The organism is Sphingomonas sp. NPDC019816 (genome assembly GCF_050274375.1).
In the GTDB taxonomy this organism is placed as follows: Bacteria; Pseudomonadota; Alphaproteobacteria; order Sphingomonadales; family Sphingomonadaceae; genus Sphingomonas.
On the sequence record NZ_JBNNOB010000083.1, the window covers coordinates 1 to 16360 of the forward strand.

The 16360-nt window shown below is 68.4% G+C and carries 18 protein-coding genes and 3 tRNA genes; 11 read left to right on the plus strand and 10 right to left on the minus strand.

Annotation, left to right across the window (positions count from 1 at the left end; translation table 11 throughout):
- A partial coding sequence (locus ACQKJZ_RS12470; RefSeq protein ID WP_427731367.1) for a helix-turn-helix domain-containing protein occupies positions 1–869 on the minus strand: 869 nt, incomplete at its 3' end.
- Between the two features lie 91 nt (positions 870–960).
- Complete coding sequence (gene ptsP / locus ACQKJZ_RS12475) at positions 961–3234, minus strand: phosphoenolpyruvate--protein phosphotransferase (RefSeq protein ID WP_427731368.1); 2274 nt, start codon at positions 3232–3234, stop codon at positions 961–963.
- 197 nt (positions 3235–3431) lie between these two features.
- Here ptsP and ACQKJZ_RS12480 point away from each other — a divergent pair, with 197 nt between their 5' ends.
- The 3 genes from ACQKJZ_RS12480 (at position 3432) to ACQKJZ_RS12490 (ending at position 4434) form a co-directional block, all read left to right on the plus strand.
- Positions 3432–3947 carry a DUF4142 domain-containing protein gene (locus ACQKJZ_RS12480; RefSeq protein WP_427731369.1) on the plus strand — a complete coding sequence of 172 codons (516 nt, stop codon included), beginning with the start codon at positions 3432–3434 and terminating at the stop codon, positions 3945–3947.
- Positions 3948–3958: 11 nt separating this feature from the next.
- Positions 3959–4120, plus strand: coding sequence for a hypothetical protein (locus tag ACQKJZ_RS12485; RefSeq protein WP_427731370.1), 162 nt, complete (start codon positions 3959–3961; stop codon positions 4118–4120).
- A 146-nt stretch (positions 4121–4266) separates the two neighbouring features.
- Positions 4267–4434, plus strand: a complete 168-nt coding sequence (locus tag ACQKJZ_RS12490) for a hypothetical protein (RefSeq protein ID WP_427731371.1) — start codon at positions 4267–4269, stop codon at positions 4432–4434.
- Between the two features lie 10 nt (positions 4435–4444).
- On the opposite strand, the gene ACQKJZ_RS12495 is transcribed toward ACQKJZ_RS12490, so the two are convergent.
- The 3 genes from ACQKJZ_RS12495 to dapB form a co-directional block, all read right to left on the minus strand.
- Positions 4445–4521, minus strand: a tRNA-Arg gene (locus ACQKJZ_RS12495).
- Positions 4522–4567: 46 nt separating this feature from the next.
- The gene (nth, locus tag ACQKJZ_RS12500) at positions 4568–5236 is read right to left on the minus strand and encodes an endonuclease III (protein WP_427731372.1); all 669 of its coding nucleotides are present in this window, start codon (positions 5234–5236) and stop codon (positions 4568–4570) included.
- Between the two features lie 11 nt (positions 5237–5247).
- On the minus strand, positions 5248–5976 hold the full coding sequence (gene dapB / locus ACQKJZ_RS12505) for a 4-hydroxy-tetrahydrodipicolinate reductase (RefSeq protein WP_427731373.1): 729 nt from the start codon (positions 5974–5976) through the stop codon (positions 5248–5250).
- 143 nt (positions 5977–6119) lie between these two features.
- On the opposite strand from dapB, the gene ACQKJZ_RS12510 reads away from it, so the two are divergent.
- The gene (locus tag ACQKJZ_RS12510; protein WP_427731374.1) at positions 6120–6821 is read left to right on the plus strand and encodes an NAD-dependent deacylase; all 702 of its coding nucleotides are present in this window, start codon (positions 6120–6122) and stop codon (positions 6819–6821) included.
- Here ACQKJZ_RS12510 and ACQKJZ_RS12515 read toward each other — a convergent pair.
- Together ACQKJZ_RS12515 and ACQKJZ_RS12520 are read right to left on the minus strand one after the other, a co-directional pair.
- Positions 6811–7587: a 3'(2'),5'-bisphosphate nucleotidase CysQ gene (locus ACQKJZ_RS12515; protein WP_427731381.1), complete on the minus strand. Its 777-nt coding sequence runs from the start codon at positions 7585–7587 to the stop codon at positions 6811–6813. The two genes, ACQKJZ_RS12510 and ACQKJZ_RS12515, sit on opposite strands and share 11 nt — an antisense overlap.
- Before the next feature lie 19 nt (positions 7588–7606).
- Positions 7607–8953 carry a TldD/PmbA family protein gene (locus ACQKJZ_RS12520; RefSeq protein WP_427731375.1) on the minus strand — a complete coding sequence of 449 codons (1347 nt, stop codon included), beginning with the start codon at positions 8951–8953 and terminating at the stop codon, positions 7607–7609.
- Positions 8954–9096: 143 nt separating this feature from the next.
- On the opposite strand from ACQKJZ_RS12520, the gene ACQKJZ_RS12525 reads away from it, so the two are divergent.
- Both ACQKJZ_RS12525 and ACQKJZ_RS12530 read left to right on the plus strand, forming a co-directional pair.
- Positions 9097–9480, plus strand: coding sequence for a VOC family protein (locus tag ACQKJZ_RS12525; RefSeq protein WP_427731376.1), 384 nt, complete (start codon positions 9097–9099; stop codon positions 9478–9480).
- A 59-nt stretch (positions 9481–9539) separates the two neighbouring features.
- Positions 9540–9755 carry a hypothetical protein gene (locus tag ACQKJZ_RS12530; RefSeq protein WP_427731377.1) on the plus strand — a complete coding sequence of 72 codons (216 nt, stop codon included), beginning with the start codon at positions 9540–9542 and terminating at the stop codon, positions 9753–9755.
- 3 nt (positions 9756–9758) lie between these two features.
- Here the strand turns inward: ACQKJZ_RS12530 and ACQKJZ_RS12535 are convergent, their stop codons facing one another.
- Positions 9759–10388 carry a DNA-3-methyladenine glycosylase family protein gene (locus ACQKJZ_RS12535; RefSeq protein ID WP_312487905.1) on the minus strand — a complete coding sequence of 210 codons (630 nt, stop codon included), beginning with the start codon at positions 10386–10388 and terminating at the stop codon, positions 9759–9761.
- Between the two features lie 57 nt (positions 10389–10445).
- Here ACQKJZ_RS12535 and ACQKJZ_RS12540 point away from each other — a divergent pair, with 57 nt between their 5' ends.
- Entirely contained in the window at positions 10446–10763 is a 318-nt protein-coding gene (locus ACQKJZ_RS12540) for a 2Fe-2S iron-sulfur cluster-binding protein (protein WP_061779351.1), read from the plus strand.
- A gap of 466 nt (positions 10764–11229) precedes the next feature.
- Here the strand turns inward: ACQKJZ_RS12540 and rlmB are convergent, their stop codons facing one another.
- Entirely contained in the window at positions 11230–11973 is a 744-nt protein-coding gene (gene rlmB, locus ACQKJZ_RS12545; RefSeq protein ID WP_427731378.1) for a 23S rRNA (guanosine(2251)-2'-O)-methyltransferase RlmB, read from the minus strand.
- On the minus strand, positions 11973–13583 hold the full coding sequence (locus ACQKJZ_RS12550) for a M20/M25/M40 family metallo-hydrolase (protein WP_427731379.1): 1611 nt from the start codon (positions 13581–13583) through the stop codon (positions 11973–11975). Before ACQKJZ_RS12550 ends, rlmB begins: the two co-directional genes overlap by 1 nt.
- Positions 13584–13750: 167 nt before the next feature.
- Here ACQKJZ_RS12550 and ACQKJZ_RS12555 point away from each other — a divergent pair.
- The 4 genes from ACQKJZ_RS12555 (at position 13751) to ACQKJZ_RS12570 (ending at position 16252) form a co-directional block, all read left to right on the plus strand.
- Positions 13751–13836, plus strand: a tRNA-Tyr gene (locus ACQKJZ_RS12555).
- 42 nt (positions 13837–13878) lie between these two features.
- Positions 13879–13952, plus strand: a tRNA-Gly gene (locus tag ACQKJZ_RS12560).
- Between the two features lie 122 nt (positions 13953–14074).
- Positions 14075–14383 (plus strand): polyhydroxyalkanoic acid system family protein, encoded by a 309-nt coding sequence (locus ACQKJZ_RS12565; protein ID WP_312487913.1) that lies wholly within the window; start codon positions 14075–14077, stop codon positions 14381–14383.
- Between the two features lie 600 nt (positions 14384–14983).
- A complete protein-coding gene (locus ACQKJZ_RS12570; protein WP_427731380.1) occupies positions 14984–16252 on the plus strand; it encodes a methyltransferase family protein in 1269 nt (422 codons plus the stop codon).
- Positions 16253–16360 lie beyond the last annotated feature (108 nt).

Sequence of the window (16360 nt, forward strand, 5' to 3'; positions counted from 1 at the left end):
GCCGGTGCGGCGGCGGCAGGACGCGGCGCGCGGCGCGGCGCGGCCGTCTCGTGCGCGGCGGGCGGGCTGACCAGCGGCGCGCCCGAGGCGCGCGCGGCGACCGAGGCGGGATCGAGCTTCACGTCCTTGATCGCGCGCGACCCGTCGCCCAGCGGCGGAATGGCGGTGCCGTTCAGCGTCACGGTCAGCTTGTCGGGACGACCGACATTCAGCATCGGGCCATTGGCGTCGGCGGGCACTTCATATTGCTCGCCCTGCTTCAGCGTACCGATCTTCAGCGTCTTGTTGTCGGCATCATAGACGCGCAGCCACACCTCGCCATTGGCGGTCAGCAGCACCTTGCCGCCGGTGACGGGCGTCGGACTGGCGGCGGGCGTGGCGGGAGCGGGCGCCTGGGCGTTGGTCAGCGGGGTCGCGGCCGGCACGTCCTGCGCGGTGCGATCGCGGCGGAACAGGTCGGTGCCATACCACAGCCCGGCGATGATCAGCAGCGCCAGCGCGATGCCGGCACCGATGATCGCCAGCCCGCGCGACGGCACGCGGGCGGGATCGGCGATGTCCTGCGGCACATATTCGCTGACCCGCCGGCCCATCCGGTCGACATCGGCGCGCACCGCCTGCGCGATCGCGACCTCGTCGGCACCGACCGCGCGGGCATAGGCCTTGGCGAAGCCGACCGCATAGGTGGCCGATGGCAGGCTCTGATAATCGGATGCCTCGATCGCCGCGAGATGGCGGCTCGGAATACGCGTCCGCGCACCGATATCGCCGAGCGACAGACCCTGTGCCTCTCGCGCCGCACGCAGGACGTCACCGGCGCGGGCGGGTGCCGATGGTGCGGCATCGTGGCCCGGATTGACCTCGTCCATTCTCAACTCCGAAGTGACCATGGCCCACCCCATGATCGCGGTCGTTCTTTCAGACGGTTGGGTTCAAGTCAACGCGAAGCCCGGCCCCCGATCAGGCCAATTCCACACCGTTCGTCGCAGCCCAGGCACCAAGCGCCCCGCGCATGTCGCGCATCGGATGCGCGAGCAGCCGCGTCATCTCCTGGGTGATCGCCGCGCGGTCGAGCGAGCGGATCATCGCCTTGACCGGACCGACCGCCGCCGGGGTGATCGACAGCCGGTCGAGCCCCAGCCCGATCAGCGCCATCGCCTCCAGCGGGCGGCCACCCATCTCGCCGCACACGCCCACCGGCACGCCGGCGGCGCGCGCCGGTTCGACCACCCGGCGCAGGAAGCGCAGGATCGACGGGCTGAGCCAGTCATAGCGCTCGGCCAGCTTGGGGTTCGCGCGGTCGGCGGCGAACAGGAACTGGGTCAGGTCGTTGGTGCCGATCGACAGGAAATCGACATTCGGCAGGATCAGATCGAGCTGCTCGGCGAGCGCCGGCACCTCCAGCATCGCGCCGTAACGGACCTCGATCGGCAACCGTCGGCCGCGCCCGGCGAGCCACACCCGCTGCGCCTCGAACAGGGACTTGGCCTCGTCGAACTCCCATGCCTCGGACACCATCGGGAACATGACGTGGAGCGTCCGGCCCGAGCCCGCCTCCAGCAGCGCGCGCGCCTGCGCCTTCATCAGGCCCTCGCGCTCCAGCGCCAGGCGCAGCGCGCGCCAGCCCATAGCCGGGTTCTCCTCGTCCCCCGCCTCGACGTTCAGATAGGGCAAAGCCTTGTCGCCGCCGATGTCGATGGTGCGGAAGACGACCGGGCGATCGCCCGCCGCCTCCATCACGTCGCGGTACAGCCGCTGCTGCCGCTCACGCTGCGGCAGGGTGGCGGAGACGAGGAACTGGAACTCGGTGCGGAACAGACCGATACCGTCCGCCCCCGTCGTGTCGAGCGCGGCGGCATCGTCGCGAAGCCCGGCATTGACCATCAGCGTGACGCGGTGCCCGTCCCGGGTCACCGGCGGCACGTCGCGCAGCGCGGCGAAGGCCGCGCGCCGCTTTTGGCGCAGCGCCAGCTTGGCCTCGAACGCCTCCTCCATCGCCGAAGTCGGGCGGACGAGCACACTACCCTCGGTCGTGTCGAGCAGCAATTGATCGCCATCGGCGATCTGCCGCCGCACGTCGCGCACCCGGCCCAGCACCGGCACGCCCATGGCGCGCGCGACGATGATGACATGCGCGGTCAGCGACCCTTCCTCCAGGATCACGCCCTTCAACCGCCGGCGATCATATTCCAGCAGCTCGGCCGGCCCCAGGTTGCGCGCGATCAGGATCGTGTCCTGCCGCAGACCCAGTTGCGCCGCCGTGCCCATCTGCCCCGACACGATGCGCAGCAACCGGTTGGACAGGTCCTCCAGGTCGTGCATCCGGTCGGCGAGCAGCGGATCGTCGATCTGGCGCATCCGCTGGCGCGTGCGCTGCTGCACCCGCTCGATCGCGGCCTCGGCGGTCAGGCCGCTGTCGATCGCCTCGTTGATCCGGCGTGCCCACCCCTCGTCATAGGCGAACATCTTGTAAGTCTCGATGACCTCGACATGCTCGCCCGCCACGCCGAACTCGGCCTCGCGCGCCATGCGGTCGATCTGCTCGCGCATCTTGTCGAACGCGGCATAGACGCGGCGGCGTTCGGCATCGATATCCTCGGCAACCGTATGCTCGATGACGATGCGCGGCTGGTGGAAGACGGCGAAGCCGCTGCCCATGCCGTCGACCAGCTTCTGACCCGCCAGCCGGACCGTCGCCGTCATCTGCGGCCGCGCGCCCGCCGCGCCCGCCGTGTCGATCAGCCCGGCATTGGCGATCAGCTCGGACAGCACCATCGCGACCGTCTGCAACGCCTCGATCTCGACATCGGCGTATCCGCGCGGTTCGGCATGCTGCACCGCCAACACGCCCACCGCCCGTTCGCGCCGAATGATCGGCACGCCGGCGAAGCTATGGAAACGGTCCTCGCCCGTTTCGGGCTTATAGGCGAAGTCGGGATGGCTGGCGGCTTCGTCCAGGTTCAGCACCTCGACATCCTCGGCGATGGTGCCCACCAGCCCCTCGCCCAGCGCCAGCTTGGTGACGTGCACCGCCTCCTCGGCCAGGCCGCGCGTCGCGAACAGCTCCAGCACGCCTTCGCGCAGCAGATAGATGGAACACACCTCGCTGCCGATCGACTCGCCGATGATCTGGACGACCTGGTTCAGCTTGGCTTGGGCGGGGGCGCGCGACGCCATGACGTCGTGCAGGCGGACGAGGATCTCGCGGGCGGAGGCGGCGGCCGAAACGGGCATGGGACAGGGCTAACAGACCCGGTGCGGCGGTGTCATGCCTTAATCGCACGCCCGCGTCTTTTAGTCGGGCGCCGAAAGTCCACCCCGATGCCGCCCGATCGGGAAAGTCACTGATAAAGATCATAATACAACGATTTGGCGGAACAGCGATGGCGAACGGCCGGTTGCCCCCAGTGTCACCGTCACGGGAGATCATCATGCTGAAGTCCGTTTCCATCGCGCTGGCCCTGACCCTTGCGGGCGCGCCGATCGCGGCGCAGACCCCGCCGCCCCCGCCACCCGCCGCCGCCAAGACCCAGGCCGCCGCCTATGTGAAGGCCGCCGGCATGAGCGATCTGTATGAGATCACCTCCAGCCAGATCGCGCTCCAGAAATCCCGCAACGAGGGCGTCCGCCGCTTCGCCCAGGCGATGATCGACCATCACCGTCATACCACCCAGGCCACCGTCGCGGCCGCGCGTCAGGCCGGGCTGACCCCGATGCCGCCGCAGCTCGGCGGGGCCAAGGCCTCGATCGAGGAATTGCGCCGGGCCACGCTGGAAAACTTCGACCGGCTCTATCTCGGCCAACAGGCCACCGCGCATCAGGCCGCGCTCGACCTGCATCAAAGCTATGCGTCGAGCGGCGACAAGGCACCGCTGAAGGCCAGCGCGCGGGCCGCCGTACCGATCGTGCAGCAGCATATCCAGATGCTGTCGCAGATGCCGCGCTGAGCGAGCCGGTCATGATCGACGGCGTCAAACCCACCACCGAAACCGATCGGCCCAACGTGTCGACGGAGCATCAGAAGCCCGGCGACGCCCGGCGTCCCAGCGACACGCTCGACAAGGGCCGCCCCGGCACCGAGGGACAGGACGCGCCGCCCCGCAAGTCGTCGCAGACCTGATCCGTCGCGGATGAAGAAGGAGCCGCGTCCCCGCGGGGATGCGGCTCCGTTCGCATGGGCGGGCCGGCGGCCATCCCATCGTCCCGGCCTGTCACCAGCGCGCAGCCCGCCGAAGGGGTCGGTGGACGATCGGCTCGTCCCTGAACATGGTCGTCACGCCGTTGGGCCGGATCGGCAATTTGGATCCGGGCGTCGAATACGGACAGGCGCACCGACGATTTCGGCCTGCTTGCGCGTTCGACGGTCCGGCCAGTTTCGTCGCGGCGATCACCGTTACCCGCCGCGCCCTGCGCGAGGAGAATGACGGCGAATAGCGATATACGGTGGCGCACCCGACAGGATTCGAACCTGTGGCCTCTGCCTTCGGAGGGCAGCGCTCTATCCAGCTGAGCTACGGGTGCGTGGGCGAGCCGACTAGCATTGCCCGCACCCCCGCGCCAGTCCTTTTTACGCCGCCGGGGTATTTCCGCCCCTGGCGGCGGGAGCGGGTGTCTTGGGCCGGTAGGCGCAGAGATCGGCGACCGGGCAGCGCCAGCATTCGGGGCGCCGCGCCTTGCAGACATAGCGGCCGTGCAGGATCAGCCAGTGATGCGCATGCACCCGAAACGGCGCCGGCGTCGCCTTGTCGAGCTTCAGCTCCACCGCCAGCACCGTCTTGCCCTTGGCGAGGCCGGTGCGGTTGCAGACGCGGAAGATATGCGTGTCGACCGCGAACGTTTCCTGCCCGAAGGCGACGTTGAGCACGACATTGGCGGTCTTGCGCCCGACGCCGGGCAGCCGCTCCAGCGCTTCGCGGTCCTTCGGCACCTCGCCGCCATAATCGTCGACCAGCATCCGCGACAGCGCGATGACGTTCTTGGCCTTGGTGTTGAACAGGCCGATCGTCCTGATGTGCTGCTTTAACCCCTCCTCGCCCAGTTCGAGCATCTTCTCGGGCGTATCGACCTCGGCGAATAGCGCGCGCGTCGCCTTGTTCACCCCGATATCGGTCGCCTGCGCCGACAGCGCGACCGCGACGACCAGCGTATAGGGGTTGCGGAACTCCAGCTCGGTCTCGGGATGCGGATTGGCCTCGGCCAGCCGATGGTAGAATTCGACGATATCGGCCTTCTTCACCGCGCGTTTCCTCAGAGCCCCAGCACGTCACCCATGCGATAGCGCCCCGGCGCCTGCCCCGAAAGCCACAGCGCCGCACGCACCGCGCCGCGCGCGAAGATGCTGCGATCCTGCGCGAAATGGCCGAGCGTCAGCCGCTCGCCCTCGCCGGCGAAGATCACCTCATGATCGCCGATCACCGATCCGCCGCGCAGCGCGGCCATCCCGATCGTCCCCTCGGTGCGCGCACCGACCAACCCGGCCCGCCCGTCGACGCGCAGTTCGGACAGGCTGTGCCCCCGCCCCGCCGCCGCCGCCTCGCCGAGCAGCAACGCGGTGCCCGAGGGAGCATCGACCTTGTGCCGGTGATGCATTTCGGTGACCTCGATGTCCCAGTCGGTGCCCAGCCGCGCCGCCGCCTCGCGCACCAGATTGGCGAGCAGCGTGATGCCGAGCGAGGTGTTGCCCGTCTGAAGCACCGCGATGTCGGTGGCGGCGGCATCGATCGCGGCATGCTGCGCCGACGACAGCCCGGTGGTACCGATCACGATGGGCGTGCCCGCGGTGCGGGCGGCGGCCAGATGCGCATCGAGCGCGCCGGCGATCGAAAAGTCGACCAGTACATCGGCGGACCGGGCCAGTGCCGCCGGATCGTCATGCGAATCACAGCCGCCGGCCAGCGTGCCCCCCTCATTCTCGATCAGCTGCGCGATGGCGCGGCCCATGCGCCCCGCGCTGCCGTAAATGCCGATCGCGGTCATCGCTGCTCCTGCCGTTCGAAAAGTGGGGACGTGGTCATGGGAGCGCTCCTTGACACAGGTTGCGCCGTGGGGAAACCGGTTGCCAGGACCCGATCGACAAACGCCGGTGCGTTCCGAAACACGGGTAGCCAGGGAGCGCGAACATGAGCGGCATCCGCAACATCGTCGTCCTGACGGGCGCGGGCGTCTCCGCCGAGTCCGGCATCGCCACCTTTCGTGGGCCGGGCGGATTGTGGGAGGGGCACCGGGTCGAGGATGTCTGTACGCCGGAGGCGTTGGCCGCCGACCCGGACCTGGTCCACCGCTTCTACGATCTGCGACGCGCGGCCCTGTCGTCGGTTCGGCCGAACCCCGCGCATGAGGCGTTGGCGCGGCTCGACCGGGCGTGGGCGGGCGGGTTGCTGATCGTCACGCAGAATGTCGATGATCTGCACGAGCGGGCGGGTGCGACCCGGATGCTGCACATGCACGGCGCCTTGAGGCAGGCGCTGTGCGCCGCCTGTGGAGCGCGGTTCGCATGGGCGGATGCGCTGCCGCCGGCAACACCCTGCCCTGCCTGCGCCGCGCCCGCGCTGCGGCCCGACATCGTGTTCTTCGGCGAAATCCCCTATCAGATGGAACGGATCGAGGCGGCGCTGGCGCAGGCCGATCTGTTCGTGTCGATCGGCACCTCGGGCGCCGTCTATCCGGCGGCGGGGTTCGTCCGGTTGGCGGATACGTATGGCGCGCGGACGCTGGAGCTCAATCTCGATCGGTCGGAGGGCAGCGACTGGTTCGACGAAAGCCGCCTGGGTCCGGCGGGTACGCTGGTGCCGGAATGGGTGGAGCAGATGCTCAACGCGTGAGCGGCACGATCACCTCGCGTGCGCGCGGGGCCAACCGCTCGACCGCCGGCCCCTGAAGCCCGCGCGCGGTCACCAGCACGCCGAAGGCGCGCGGATCGGGCTTGTTGAACAGCAGCGGCTGGCCCAGCGCATCGGCCACGCCCGCCCCCGCCTCCGACGCGACGAGCGCGGCGGCCGCGATGTCCCATTCATTGCCCCAGCGCAGCGTGGCGACCAGATCAGCCTCGTCGGAGGCGACCATGGCGATGCGCAAGGCGATCGAATTGGGCTTGAACACCGCGACGAGATCGCGGTCCGCCTTGGGCAGCGCATCGACCGGCACACGCGCGCCCGGCATCGTGCGGCGATGCCCCGCGCACAGCGTCCGCCCGTTACGCGTCGCGCCGCCGCCGGCCTGCGCCAGCCATAACTCGCCGCGCGCGGGTGCCGCCAGCACGCCGATCACCGGCCGGCCATCCTCGACCAGCGCGACCGAGACCGCCCAGCCCTCGCGGCCACGAATATAGTCGCGCGTGCCGTCGATCGGATCGACCACCCAGACCCGGCGCGCGGCCAGCCGGTCGGGCTTGTCCGCCGTCTCCTCGGAGAGCCAGCCGGCATCGGGGATCAGCGCGGTCAGCCGGGCGTGGAGCATCCGGTCGACGTCCAGGTCGACCTCGCAGACCGGGCTGCCGGGCACCTTTTCCCATTGGCGGAAGTCGGTGCGCCAGCGGGCGAGCGCCATCGCCGCCGCCTCGCGCGCCGCCGCGACCACCGCCGGCACCATGTCAGCGGCCGGGATGATGTCAGCCACTCGCGACCGTCATCCCGTCGACGCGCAGCGTCGGCACGTTGACGCCGTAGCGGAATTCCAGATCGCTGGCCGGGGTCATTGCGCGGTACATATCCTTCAGATTGCCCGCGATGGTGAACTCCGCAACCGGCTCGGCGATCCGCCCGCCGATGATGCGGAAGCCCGCCGCGCCCCGGCTGTAATCGCCGGTCACCGGGTTGACCCCGCTGCCGATCAGCTCGGTGACGTAGACGCCGTCAACGATGTCCGCGATCAGCGTGTCGACCGGCACATGCCCGGCGACCAAGTAGAGATTGCTGGTCGACACGCCGGGCGCGCCGCTGGTGCCGCGCGCGGCATGGCCGGTCGGCTCCAGGCCCAATTGCCGGGCGGAGGCGGAATCGAGCAGCCAGGTCTCCAGCACGCCGTCCTCGACGATCGCGGTCGGCGACACCGCCAGCCCCTCGCCGTCAAAGGGGCGCGAGCGCAGCCCGTGCGGGCGATGGGGATCGTCCTCGATCCGGATGCCGGCGGCCATAACCTGTTCACCCAGGCCGTCGAGCAGGAAGCTGGTGCGCCGCGTGATCGCACTGCCGGCGATGGCGGAGACGAGATGCCCGACCAGCGACGATCCGACGCGCGGATCGAAGACCACCGGCATCGCGCCACTGGCCAGCCGCCCGGGATCGAGCCGCGCCACCGCACGTTCGCCGGCGCGCCGGCCGATCGACTCCGCCCCTTCCAGCAGCCGGTACAGGCGCGCGCCGTGATGGGCATAGTCGCGCTGCATGCCCGCCCCCTCGCCCGCCACGACGCTGGCGGACAGGCCATAGCCGGTCGCGGCATAGCCCGCGGCAAAGCCATGACTGGTGGCGAGCGCGGTGACGACGCGCGAGGCGGACGCCCCGGCGCCTTCGGAATTGGTCACGCCCGCCACGCCGCGCGCGGCATCCTCCGCCGCCAGCGCCAAAGCGCGCAGCGCCTCGGGCGCGATCTCGCCACCATCGTCCAGATCGAGCATCGGCGGCGCGCCGTGCATCAGCCGCTCCTCGGGTGCGAGGCCCGCCCAGCGATCCTCTGGCGCCTCGCGCGCCATGGCGACGGCGCGCTCGACCGCCCGGTCCATGGCATCCCCCGACAGGTCCGAGGTCGAGACGCTCGCCGAACGCTGCCCGACGAAGACGCGCAGGCCCAGTTCCTCGCTCTCCGACCGACCGACATCCTCCAACTGCCCCAGCCGGACCGAGACTTCGAGCGCGGCGTCGGCGGCGAAGATCGCATCGGCGGCGTCGGCTCCGGCGGCACGGGCACGGGCGACGATATCGGCGGCCCGGTCGCGGGCCTGTTCGGGGGTCAACATGGCACAGGACTTAAGGGCGCAGGGCCGGGGATGCCAGTCCTGTCCATCAACCATGTCGCGCAACACGGCGCGGAGCTTCAGTTTGTTCTTTTTATGTTCCTGCCCTCTTGATATATTGCAGACCTCGACAGGGAGGATGTTTCATGGGCAGTTATGCGACACTTGGTGCCGTCGATGTGGATCAGGCGCATGCATTCTACGACGCGGTGCTCGCGGCCATTGGCTGGCGGAGCCACGCCGATTTCCCCGGCTGGCGCGGCTATTCCGAAGGCGGCAGCGGCGAGGGTTTCGTCTTGTGGATCTGCAAGCCCTTCGACGGCCAGCCGGCCACACCGGGCAACGGGACGATGACGGGCTTCCTCGTGTCTTCCCACGAGCAGGTCGATGCCTTTTACCGCACCGCGATGGACCATGGCGGCACCGATGACGGCGCCCCCGGTCTTCGGCCGCATTACGGGCCGACATGGTATGCCGCTTATCTGCGCGACCCCAGCGGCAACAAGCTGGCGGCGGTCTACAATGGCTGATCCGATGGTCACAGCGCGGGGTAGATGAACCCATGGGCGGGGGCACACGTTCGTCGAGCATGGCCAGACACCCAAGCCCCGCCTCATCCCGGTCGCCCGTTTATCAGAAAGCGAGCCTTCGTGTTCCACTGGGTGGACAGGCCCGGCTTGGCGTAAAAGTTCAGGTCACCAGCGGGGGCCTGCTCGCCATCGGCGGGCTGGTGTCGTCGATCCTGCTGTCGACGGCGGTGCTGGTCGGGGTGGCGACCCGTCATCTGCCCAAGCGGGATCGCTGATCCTCATACCGGCGCGGCGTCGGCGCCTGCGCCATAATGATGCCAGGTGAAGATTGCGAGCGCGCTACGATGCGGGCGGAAGGCTTCGGCAAGCGCGCGGACCTGCTTCTCGGATGGCCGCGCGTCATGGCCCAGGATGCGGCCCATCTCGATCTGCACCGCCAGATCGCCGGCGGGCCAGATGTCGGTGCGCCCTTCCGCGAACAGCAGATAGACCTCTGCCGACCAGCGACCGATACCCTTGACCGCAACCAGCTTGGCGATCGCCTCTTCGTCATCGGCGGGCAGGTCGGCGAGGTTCAGGCGACCGCTCGTCACCTCCTCGGCCAGGCTGCGCAGATAGCCGGCCTTTTGCCGGGAAATGCCCGCGCCGCGCAATTCCTCGTCGGTCACACCGTGGATCCGCGTCGGATCGCTCGCGTCGCCGAGCAGTTCGTTCAGCCGCCGCCAATGCGCATCGGCCGAGGCGACCGAGACCTGCTGGCCCAGGATCGTCCGCACCAGCGTCGCATAGCCGCGCGCCCGGATGCGCGGTTCGGGATAGCCGATCCGCGCAAGCGCCGCCGCGATGGCGGGTTCGGACGCGGCCAGCGCATCCATGCTTTCGCGAATCTGTTCGGCGCTCAGCCCCATGATGCTTGATCCGCGCGTTCAGGCCCGGCAGAGCCGCCGCCAACAAGGAGAATGGACATGCCCAAGCTTATCGTCGTGACCCGCGACGGGGAAGAACGCGAAATCGACGGCGAGGCCGGTCTGTCGGTGATGGAAGTGATCCGCGACGCCGGTGTCGACGAATTGCTGGCGCTGTGCGGGGGTTGCTGCTCCTGCGCGACCTGCCATGTCCATGTCGATCCGGCCTTCGCCGATACGCTGCCCGCGATCGGCCCGGACGAGGACGACCTGCTCGATTCGACCAGCGATCGCGACGCGACCTCGCGCCTGTCGTGCCAGCTGCCGTTCGGGGCGGCGCAGGACGGGATGCGGGTGCGGATCGCGGCGGAGGACTGACCGGGCATCCGGTCTGAACGCCGGAGGGCGGGGTTTCGGCCCCGCCCTTTTTTGTTCGCGCAGAGGCGCAGAGGGCGCAGAGAGGGCGTCCTGTTTGGCGACGTTCCGGTGTATGAGAAAGGTGATGTTCGCGCGGAGACGCGGAGGCGCGGAGATGGCATGTCCGGCCGCAAGGCCAGCCTGCTATCATCGGCCGCAGCTTTGTCTTCCGCTTGCGAGGTAGTGTTCGATCACAGCGCGCCGGACATCTCCGCGCCTCCGCGTCTCCGCGCGAACAAAATCCCATGGCCTTCGACTTCGCTCAGGCTGAACGGAGGGTGGGGATTATGCCCCCCCATACCAACAGCCGTTCACGCTGAGCGAAGTCGAAGCGCACGTCCGGCGTTCGCCTTTCACACTCTCTGCGTCCTCCGCGCCTCTGCGCGCAAAAGAAGCGGCAGGGAACCAACCCCCGCCGCCCGCGACATCACCGCGCCGCCACCGCATAGAGCGCGATCGCCGCCGCGTTGGAGACGTTCAAGCTCTCCACCTTCGGGCTGATCGGCAGCTTGGCGAGTTCGTCGCAATGCGCCTCGGTATTCTGGCGCATGCCTTCGCCTTCCGCGCCCAGCACGATGCAGATCCGCTGCGTCCCCATCGCCTCGGCCAGCGTCTGGTTCGCATGGCCGGTCAGGCCGATCCGCCAGAAGCCCGCCTCGGCGATCTCCTCCAGCGCGCGGGCCAGGTTCACGACGCGAATCCACGGCACCGTCTCCAGCGCACCGCTGGCCGAGCGCGCGACCGTGCCCGATTCGGGCGGCGCGTGGCGATCCTGGGTCACGATCCCCAGCGCGTCGAACGCGGCGGCCGAGCGCAGGATCGCGCCGACATTGTGCGGATCGGTCACCTGGTCGAGCACGACGAGCGGCCGCTGATCGCCCTGCCCCTCGTGCAGCAGGTCGCCCAGCCAGATGTCCTCCAACGGATCGACCTCGGCCACCAGGCCCTGATGCGGCGCGTCGGCGGGGACCAGGCGGCCTAGATCGGCGGCATCGGCAAAGGTGACCGGCAGAATCGGCGGCAGGTCGAGCGCGGCCAGCGCCTCGCGCGTGCCCCAGATCTTGCGCACCGTGCGGTTGGGGTTGGCGAGCGCCGCCGTCACCGCATGCCGTCCCCAGAAGCGGGGGCGGTTGGAAGAAGCCTGGCTGGGGCGATGTCCTCGGCGTGCCATCAGTCGTCGGTGTCCGTATATGCAAAGGGGTTGGTCGGCGCCGGCTGGGTCGGCACCGGCGGGCGCGGCAACGCCTTGTCCGCATTCGCCGCCGCGAGCAAGACCCCCGCGAGCACGACCGAGGCCTGGCGCATATCCTCACCCTTCAAATGGTCGAAGGTATCGGCCGAGCTGTGGTGGATGCGGCTACCATAGTCCAGCGGATCCTGGATGAACTGGAACCCCTGCACGCCGACCGCCTGCATGAAGACATGGTCGGTGCCGCCGGTCGTCCGCTGTACGACATTGCCCGCGCCCATCGACGCATAGGGCGACAGCCATTCCTTCAACATCGGCACCGCCGCCGGGTTGTTCTCGGCATAAAGGCCCCGCAGCTTGCCCGAGCCATTGTCGATGTTGAAATAGGCCGCTAGGTCGCCGTAACCCGGCTTGGGCGTGATCGGCCACCGATTGGTCCAGCCATAATAGCGCTTCAGGCCCGATTGCGGCGCGTCGTCCGGCCGGCCGCGCGTTGCCAGATGCTGTTCGACATAGGCCATCGAGCCGAGAATGCCCTGCTCCTCGCCCGACCACAGCGCGAAGCGGATGGTCCGCCGGGGCCGCTGTCCGGTGGCGGCCAGGATGCGCGCGGCCTCCATCACCATCGCGCTGCCCGCCGCATTGTCCGCCGCGCCGTCGCCCGCGACCCAGCTGTCGAGATGCGCGCCCGCCATCACATAGCCCGCCTTGGGATCGGTGCCGGGAATCTCGGCGATGATGTTGTAGGCGTTGACGTCGCTATCGTCGTAGCGGACGTCGCTCAGCACCTCGATCGTCGGCGCGGGGCCGGCCTTGGCCAGGCGGGCGAGCCGGCGATAATCCTCGGCGGCCAGTTCGATGCCAGGCACCGCCGGCGTCTCCCCCCGCCCGAACAGATAGCCCTCGCCATGCAGCAGCTTGCCGTCGCGATAGCTCTGCGTGACATAGGCGACCGCCCCCTCGGCCTTCAGAAAGGCGTCGAGCTTCTGCGAGAAGTCGAGCCGCTTCAGCCGGCGATCGGCGCTTTCGGGGTCATGTTCGGGCTGAACATAGACGTCGAGCTTGGCGATGTCCTCGCCCGACAGGCGGCGGAAGGGTGCCGACGACGGCTCGTCACCGGTGCCCGGCATCGTCACCATCACGATCTTGCCACGCAGCTGGCCGCGCCATTTGTCGAAGTCGCGCTCGCGCTTCATCGGCGCGACGATGACGGGGGCGGTCACCGCGCCATTGGTGGCGGGCGTCCAGGCGATCGGGATGGCGGTCAATTGCAGCGGGCGGGGGCTGACCATCCGCACGCTCGCCCGCTCGATCGACCAGCCGCGCCCGAAGGGAAAGCCTTCCCTATGGACGTTCTTCAGCCCCCATTTGGCGAACTGCTCGGCGGTCCAGGCCTCTGCGGTGCGCATCGCGGGGCTGTTCGTCATGCGCGGGCCGATGACGTCGGTCAGATGCTGTGCGGTCTGCATCGCCTGGCTGTGGTTCATGCCCTCGTCGATCAGGCGGTTGGCCGCACTCCGGTCCTGCGCGGAGGCGATGGCGGCGGGCAGCAGGGCGGCCGCCGCGACGGCGGCGAGCAAGGATGGACGCATGGAAAAGAACCCCCGGAAAATCGTCTATGGGTCAGAGGCTATGTCCCGATTGCGCGACATGCAAGCAACCGGATCAAAAGCGATCTGTGCAAAATGCACAAAACGGCGTTGACAGGCCCGCCGCGCTTCGGCATTGGGCGCGCCTCGCTCCGATGGAGTGACACCCCGGAAGGGTGGCCGAGTGGTTAAAGGCAGCAGACTGTAAATCTGCCCGCGTGAGCGTACACTGGTTCGAATCCAGTCCCTTCCACCATCCCCGCCGATCGGCTAGGGTCGACCACGGCGCCGGATCTGAGCGGGTATAGCACAATGGTAGTGCAGCAGCCTTCCAAGCTGAATACACGGGTTCGATTCCCGTTACCCGCTCCAACTTCTCCCGTCATCGTGCCGGCACTTCGAAATTAAATTTTTCGATGCGGCCTGCTTGACGTTTACGTCAGCGCCCGCCACGCCCCGTACGGCTTACCATCGATCGGAAAGAGTTAGACGCCATGGCATCGGTCAATTTCGACGTTCCGCACGAACTGGGCCGGACCGAGGCGCGCCGCCGCATCGAGCTGGGCCTGCCCAAGCTGGAGTCGAAAATCCCCGGCGGCGGCCAGGTGACTTCCGAATGGCCCGCCGAGGACCGGCTGATCCTGACCATCATCGCCATGGGCCAGACGGTGAAGGCCGACATGAACATCGCCGACACGGCGGTCACCGGCACGGTGGCGATCCCGATGATGCTGTCGATGATGGCCGGCCCGATCAGCGAGTTCGTGAAGACCAGCGCAGAGAAGATGCTGGCCAAGGGGTGAAGGTGCCGGGGGCGGACGGCGTCCCTCCGTCCGTTGCGCTTGAGCATGGGCGAAGGGCACGGACTTACCGCCTCCACTGACGAATTAAGGGCCGGGTGAGTGCGGAGCGTGCGCTTCGACTACGCTCAGCGTGAACGGTGGTTTGGTTTTAGGGCAAGCGCCCCTTTCGTCCCGCCCCTCCACGACTAACGGCGCTCAGGATTTTGCAGCAGCGATTTTGCCCCCAAGTCCCCACCCCCGTTCCGCCTGAGCGAAGTCGAAGGCCATGGGCATCCGTTCGCCACCTATCGCTGACGGGTTAGCGCCGGGCGAGCGCGGAACGTGCGCTTCGACTTCGCTCAGCGTGAACGGCGGTTTGGTTTTGGGGTAACCGCCCCTTTCATCTCGACCCTTCGCGACATGGATGGTGGATGAGGACTGCCCGCCGCCCCCCGGCCTTTGCCCGCCATTCGGTCTAAGCCCTTCGACCGGCCAGCAAGCCAGCCGCTCAGGATGAACTGTGCCGCGATGCGCCAAAGCCGAAGGCCACGCTCCACCCCGTCCCAGAAACCCAAACATCCTAACCCCCCGCTTACCAAATTGCGCTAAGGCCATGGCCGCATGTCCGACACGCCCCCCGCCCCGCCCCGCCCGCCCCGCCCCGCCTCGGCGGTGTCGCATGGCGTGGGGCTGGCCGGGCTGGCGGGATCGCTCGGTTGGATCGCCATCGCGCGGTGGCGGCATCTGGACGGCCCCTATGCCGCGCTCGTCCATCTGCTGGCGGCGGGCCTGCCGATGATCCTGTGGTCGCTGCTGGTGGACAAGGTGCATCGCCACGCCTCCACCGGCATCGACTGGGCGCATCCCCGCCCGGCGCGGGAGACGTTGGACATCAGCCTGACCAAGCTGGTCGGGCTGTGGGCGACCTTTGCCGCGATCGGGCTGATCTATGCCACCGGGCGCTTTTACTGGCGGGGCAATTTCGCCTTTGCCATGTGGTGTTTCGAATGGATCGCCCCGGCGCTGTTCCTGCTGTCGATCCCCTATGTGCTATGGCTCGACCGGCGACTGGTCGAGCCGAAGGATGGCGCCTGGGCCTTGGGCGCATGGCTGGCGGGGCAGAAGGGCGTCGCGGCGGAGCCGATCCATGCGCATTTGCGCGCCTGGGGGGTGAAGGCGTTCTTTCTGGCCTTCATGCTGGCGGTACTGCCCGGCGGGTTCGGCAATTTCGTACGCGGCGACCTGTCCACCGTGCTGCGCGATCCGGTGGCGCTGGCCAACTGGCTGATCACGCTGATGTTCGTGATCGACGTGGCCTTCGCCACGGTCGGCTATATGCTGACCCTGCGGCCGCTGGATGCACATATCCGCTCGGCCAACCCCTATGCGGCGGCATGGATGGCGGCGCTGATCTGTTATCCGCCGACGATCATGATGGCCGATGGCGGGCCGCTCGATTACCGGCCGGGGACCGCCGAGTGGAGCTATTGGTTCGCCGGCCACCCGCTGCTGTTGGCCACGATCGGCGCGGTGCTGGTGGCGCTGACCGCCATCTATGCCTGGTCGACGGTGGCGTTCGGCATCCGCTTTTCCAACCTGACCCACAGGGGCATCCTGACCCACGGTCCCTATGCCGTGTCGCGGCACCCGGCCTATCTGTCGAAGAACATCTTCTGGTGGATCGCCACGATCCCCGTGCTGTCGACCGGGACTTGGATCGATGCATGCCGCAGCACGCTGCTGTTGGGGGCAGTCAGCGGGGTCTATTACTGGCGCGCGCGGACGGAGGAGCGGCATCTGTCCGCCGATCCGGCGTATCGGGAATATTATGACTGGATGGCACGGTATGGGTTGGTGCCGCGGTTCTTTCGCTGGGTTTCGGGGCGGTAGATTTCCCTTGGCCTTCGACTTCGCTCAGGCTGAACGGAGGTAGGGGGGCAAAACCCACAACCCGTTCAGGCTGAGCGAAGTCGAAGCCCACGCTGCTCGGTCAGAAAA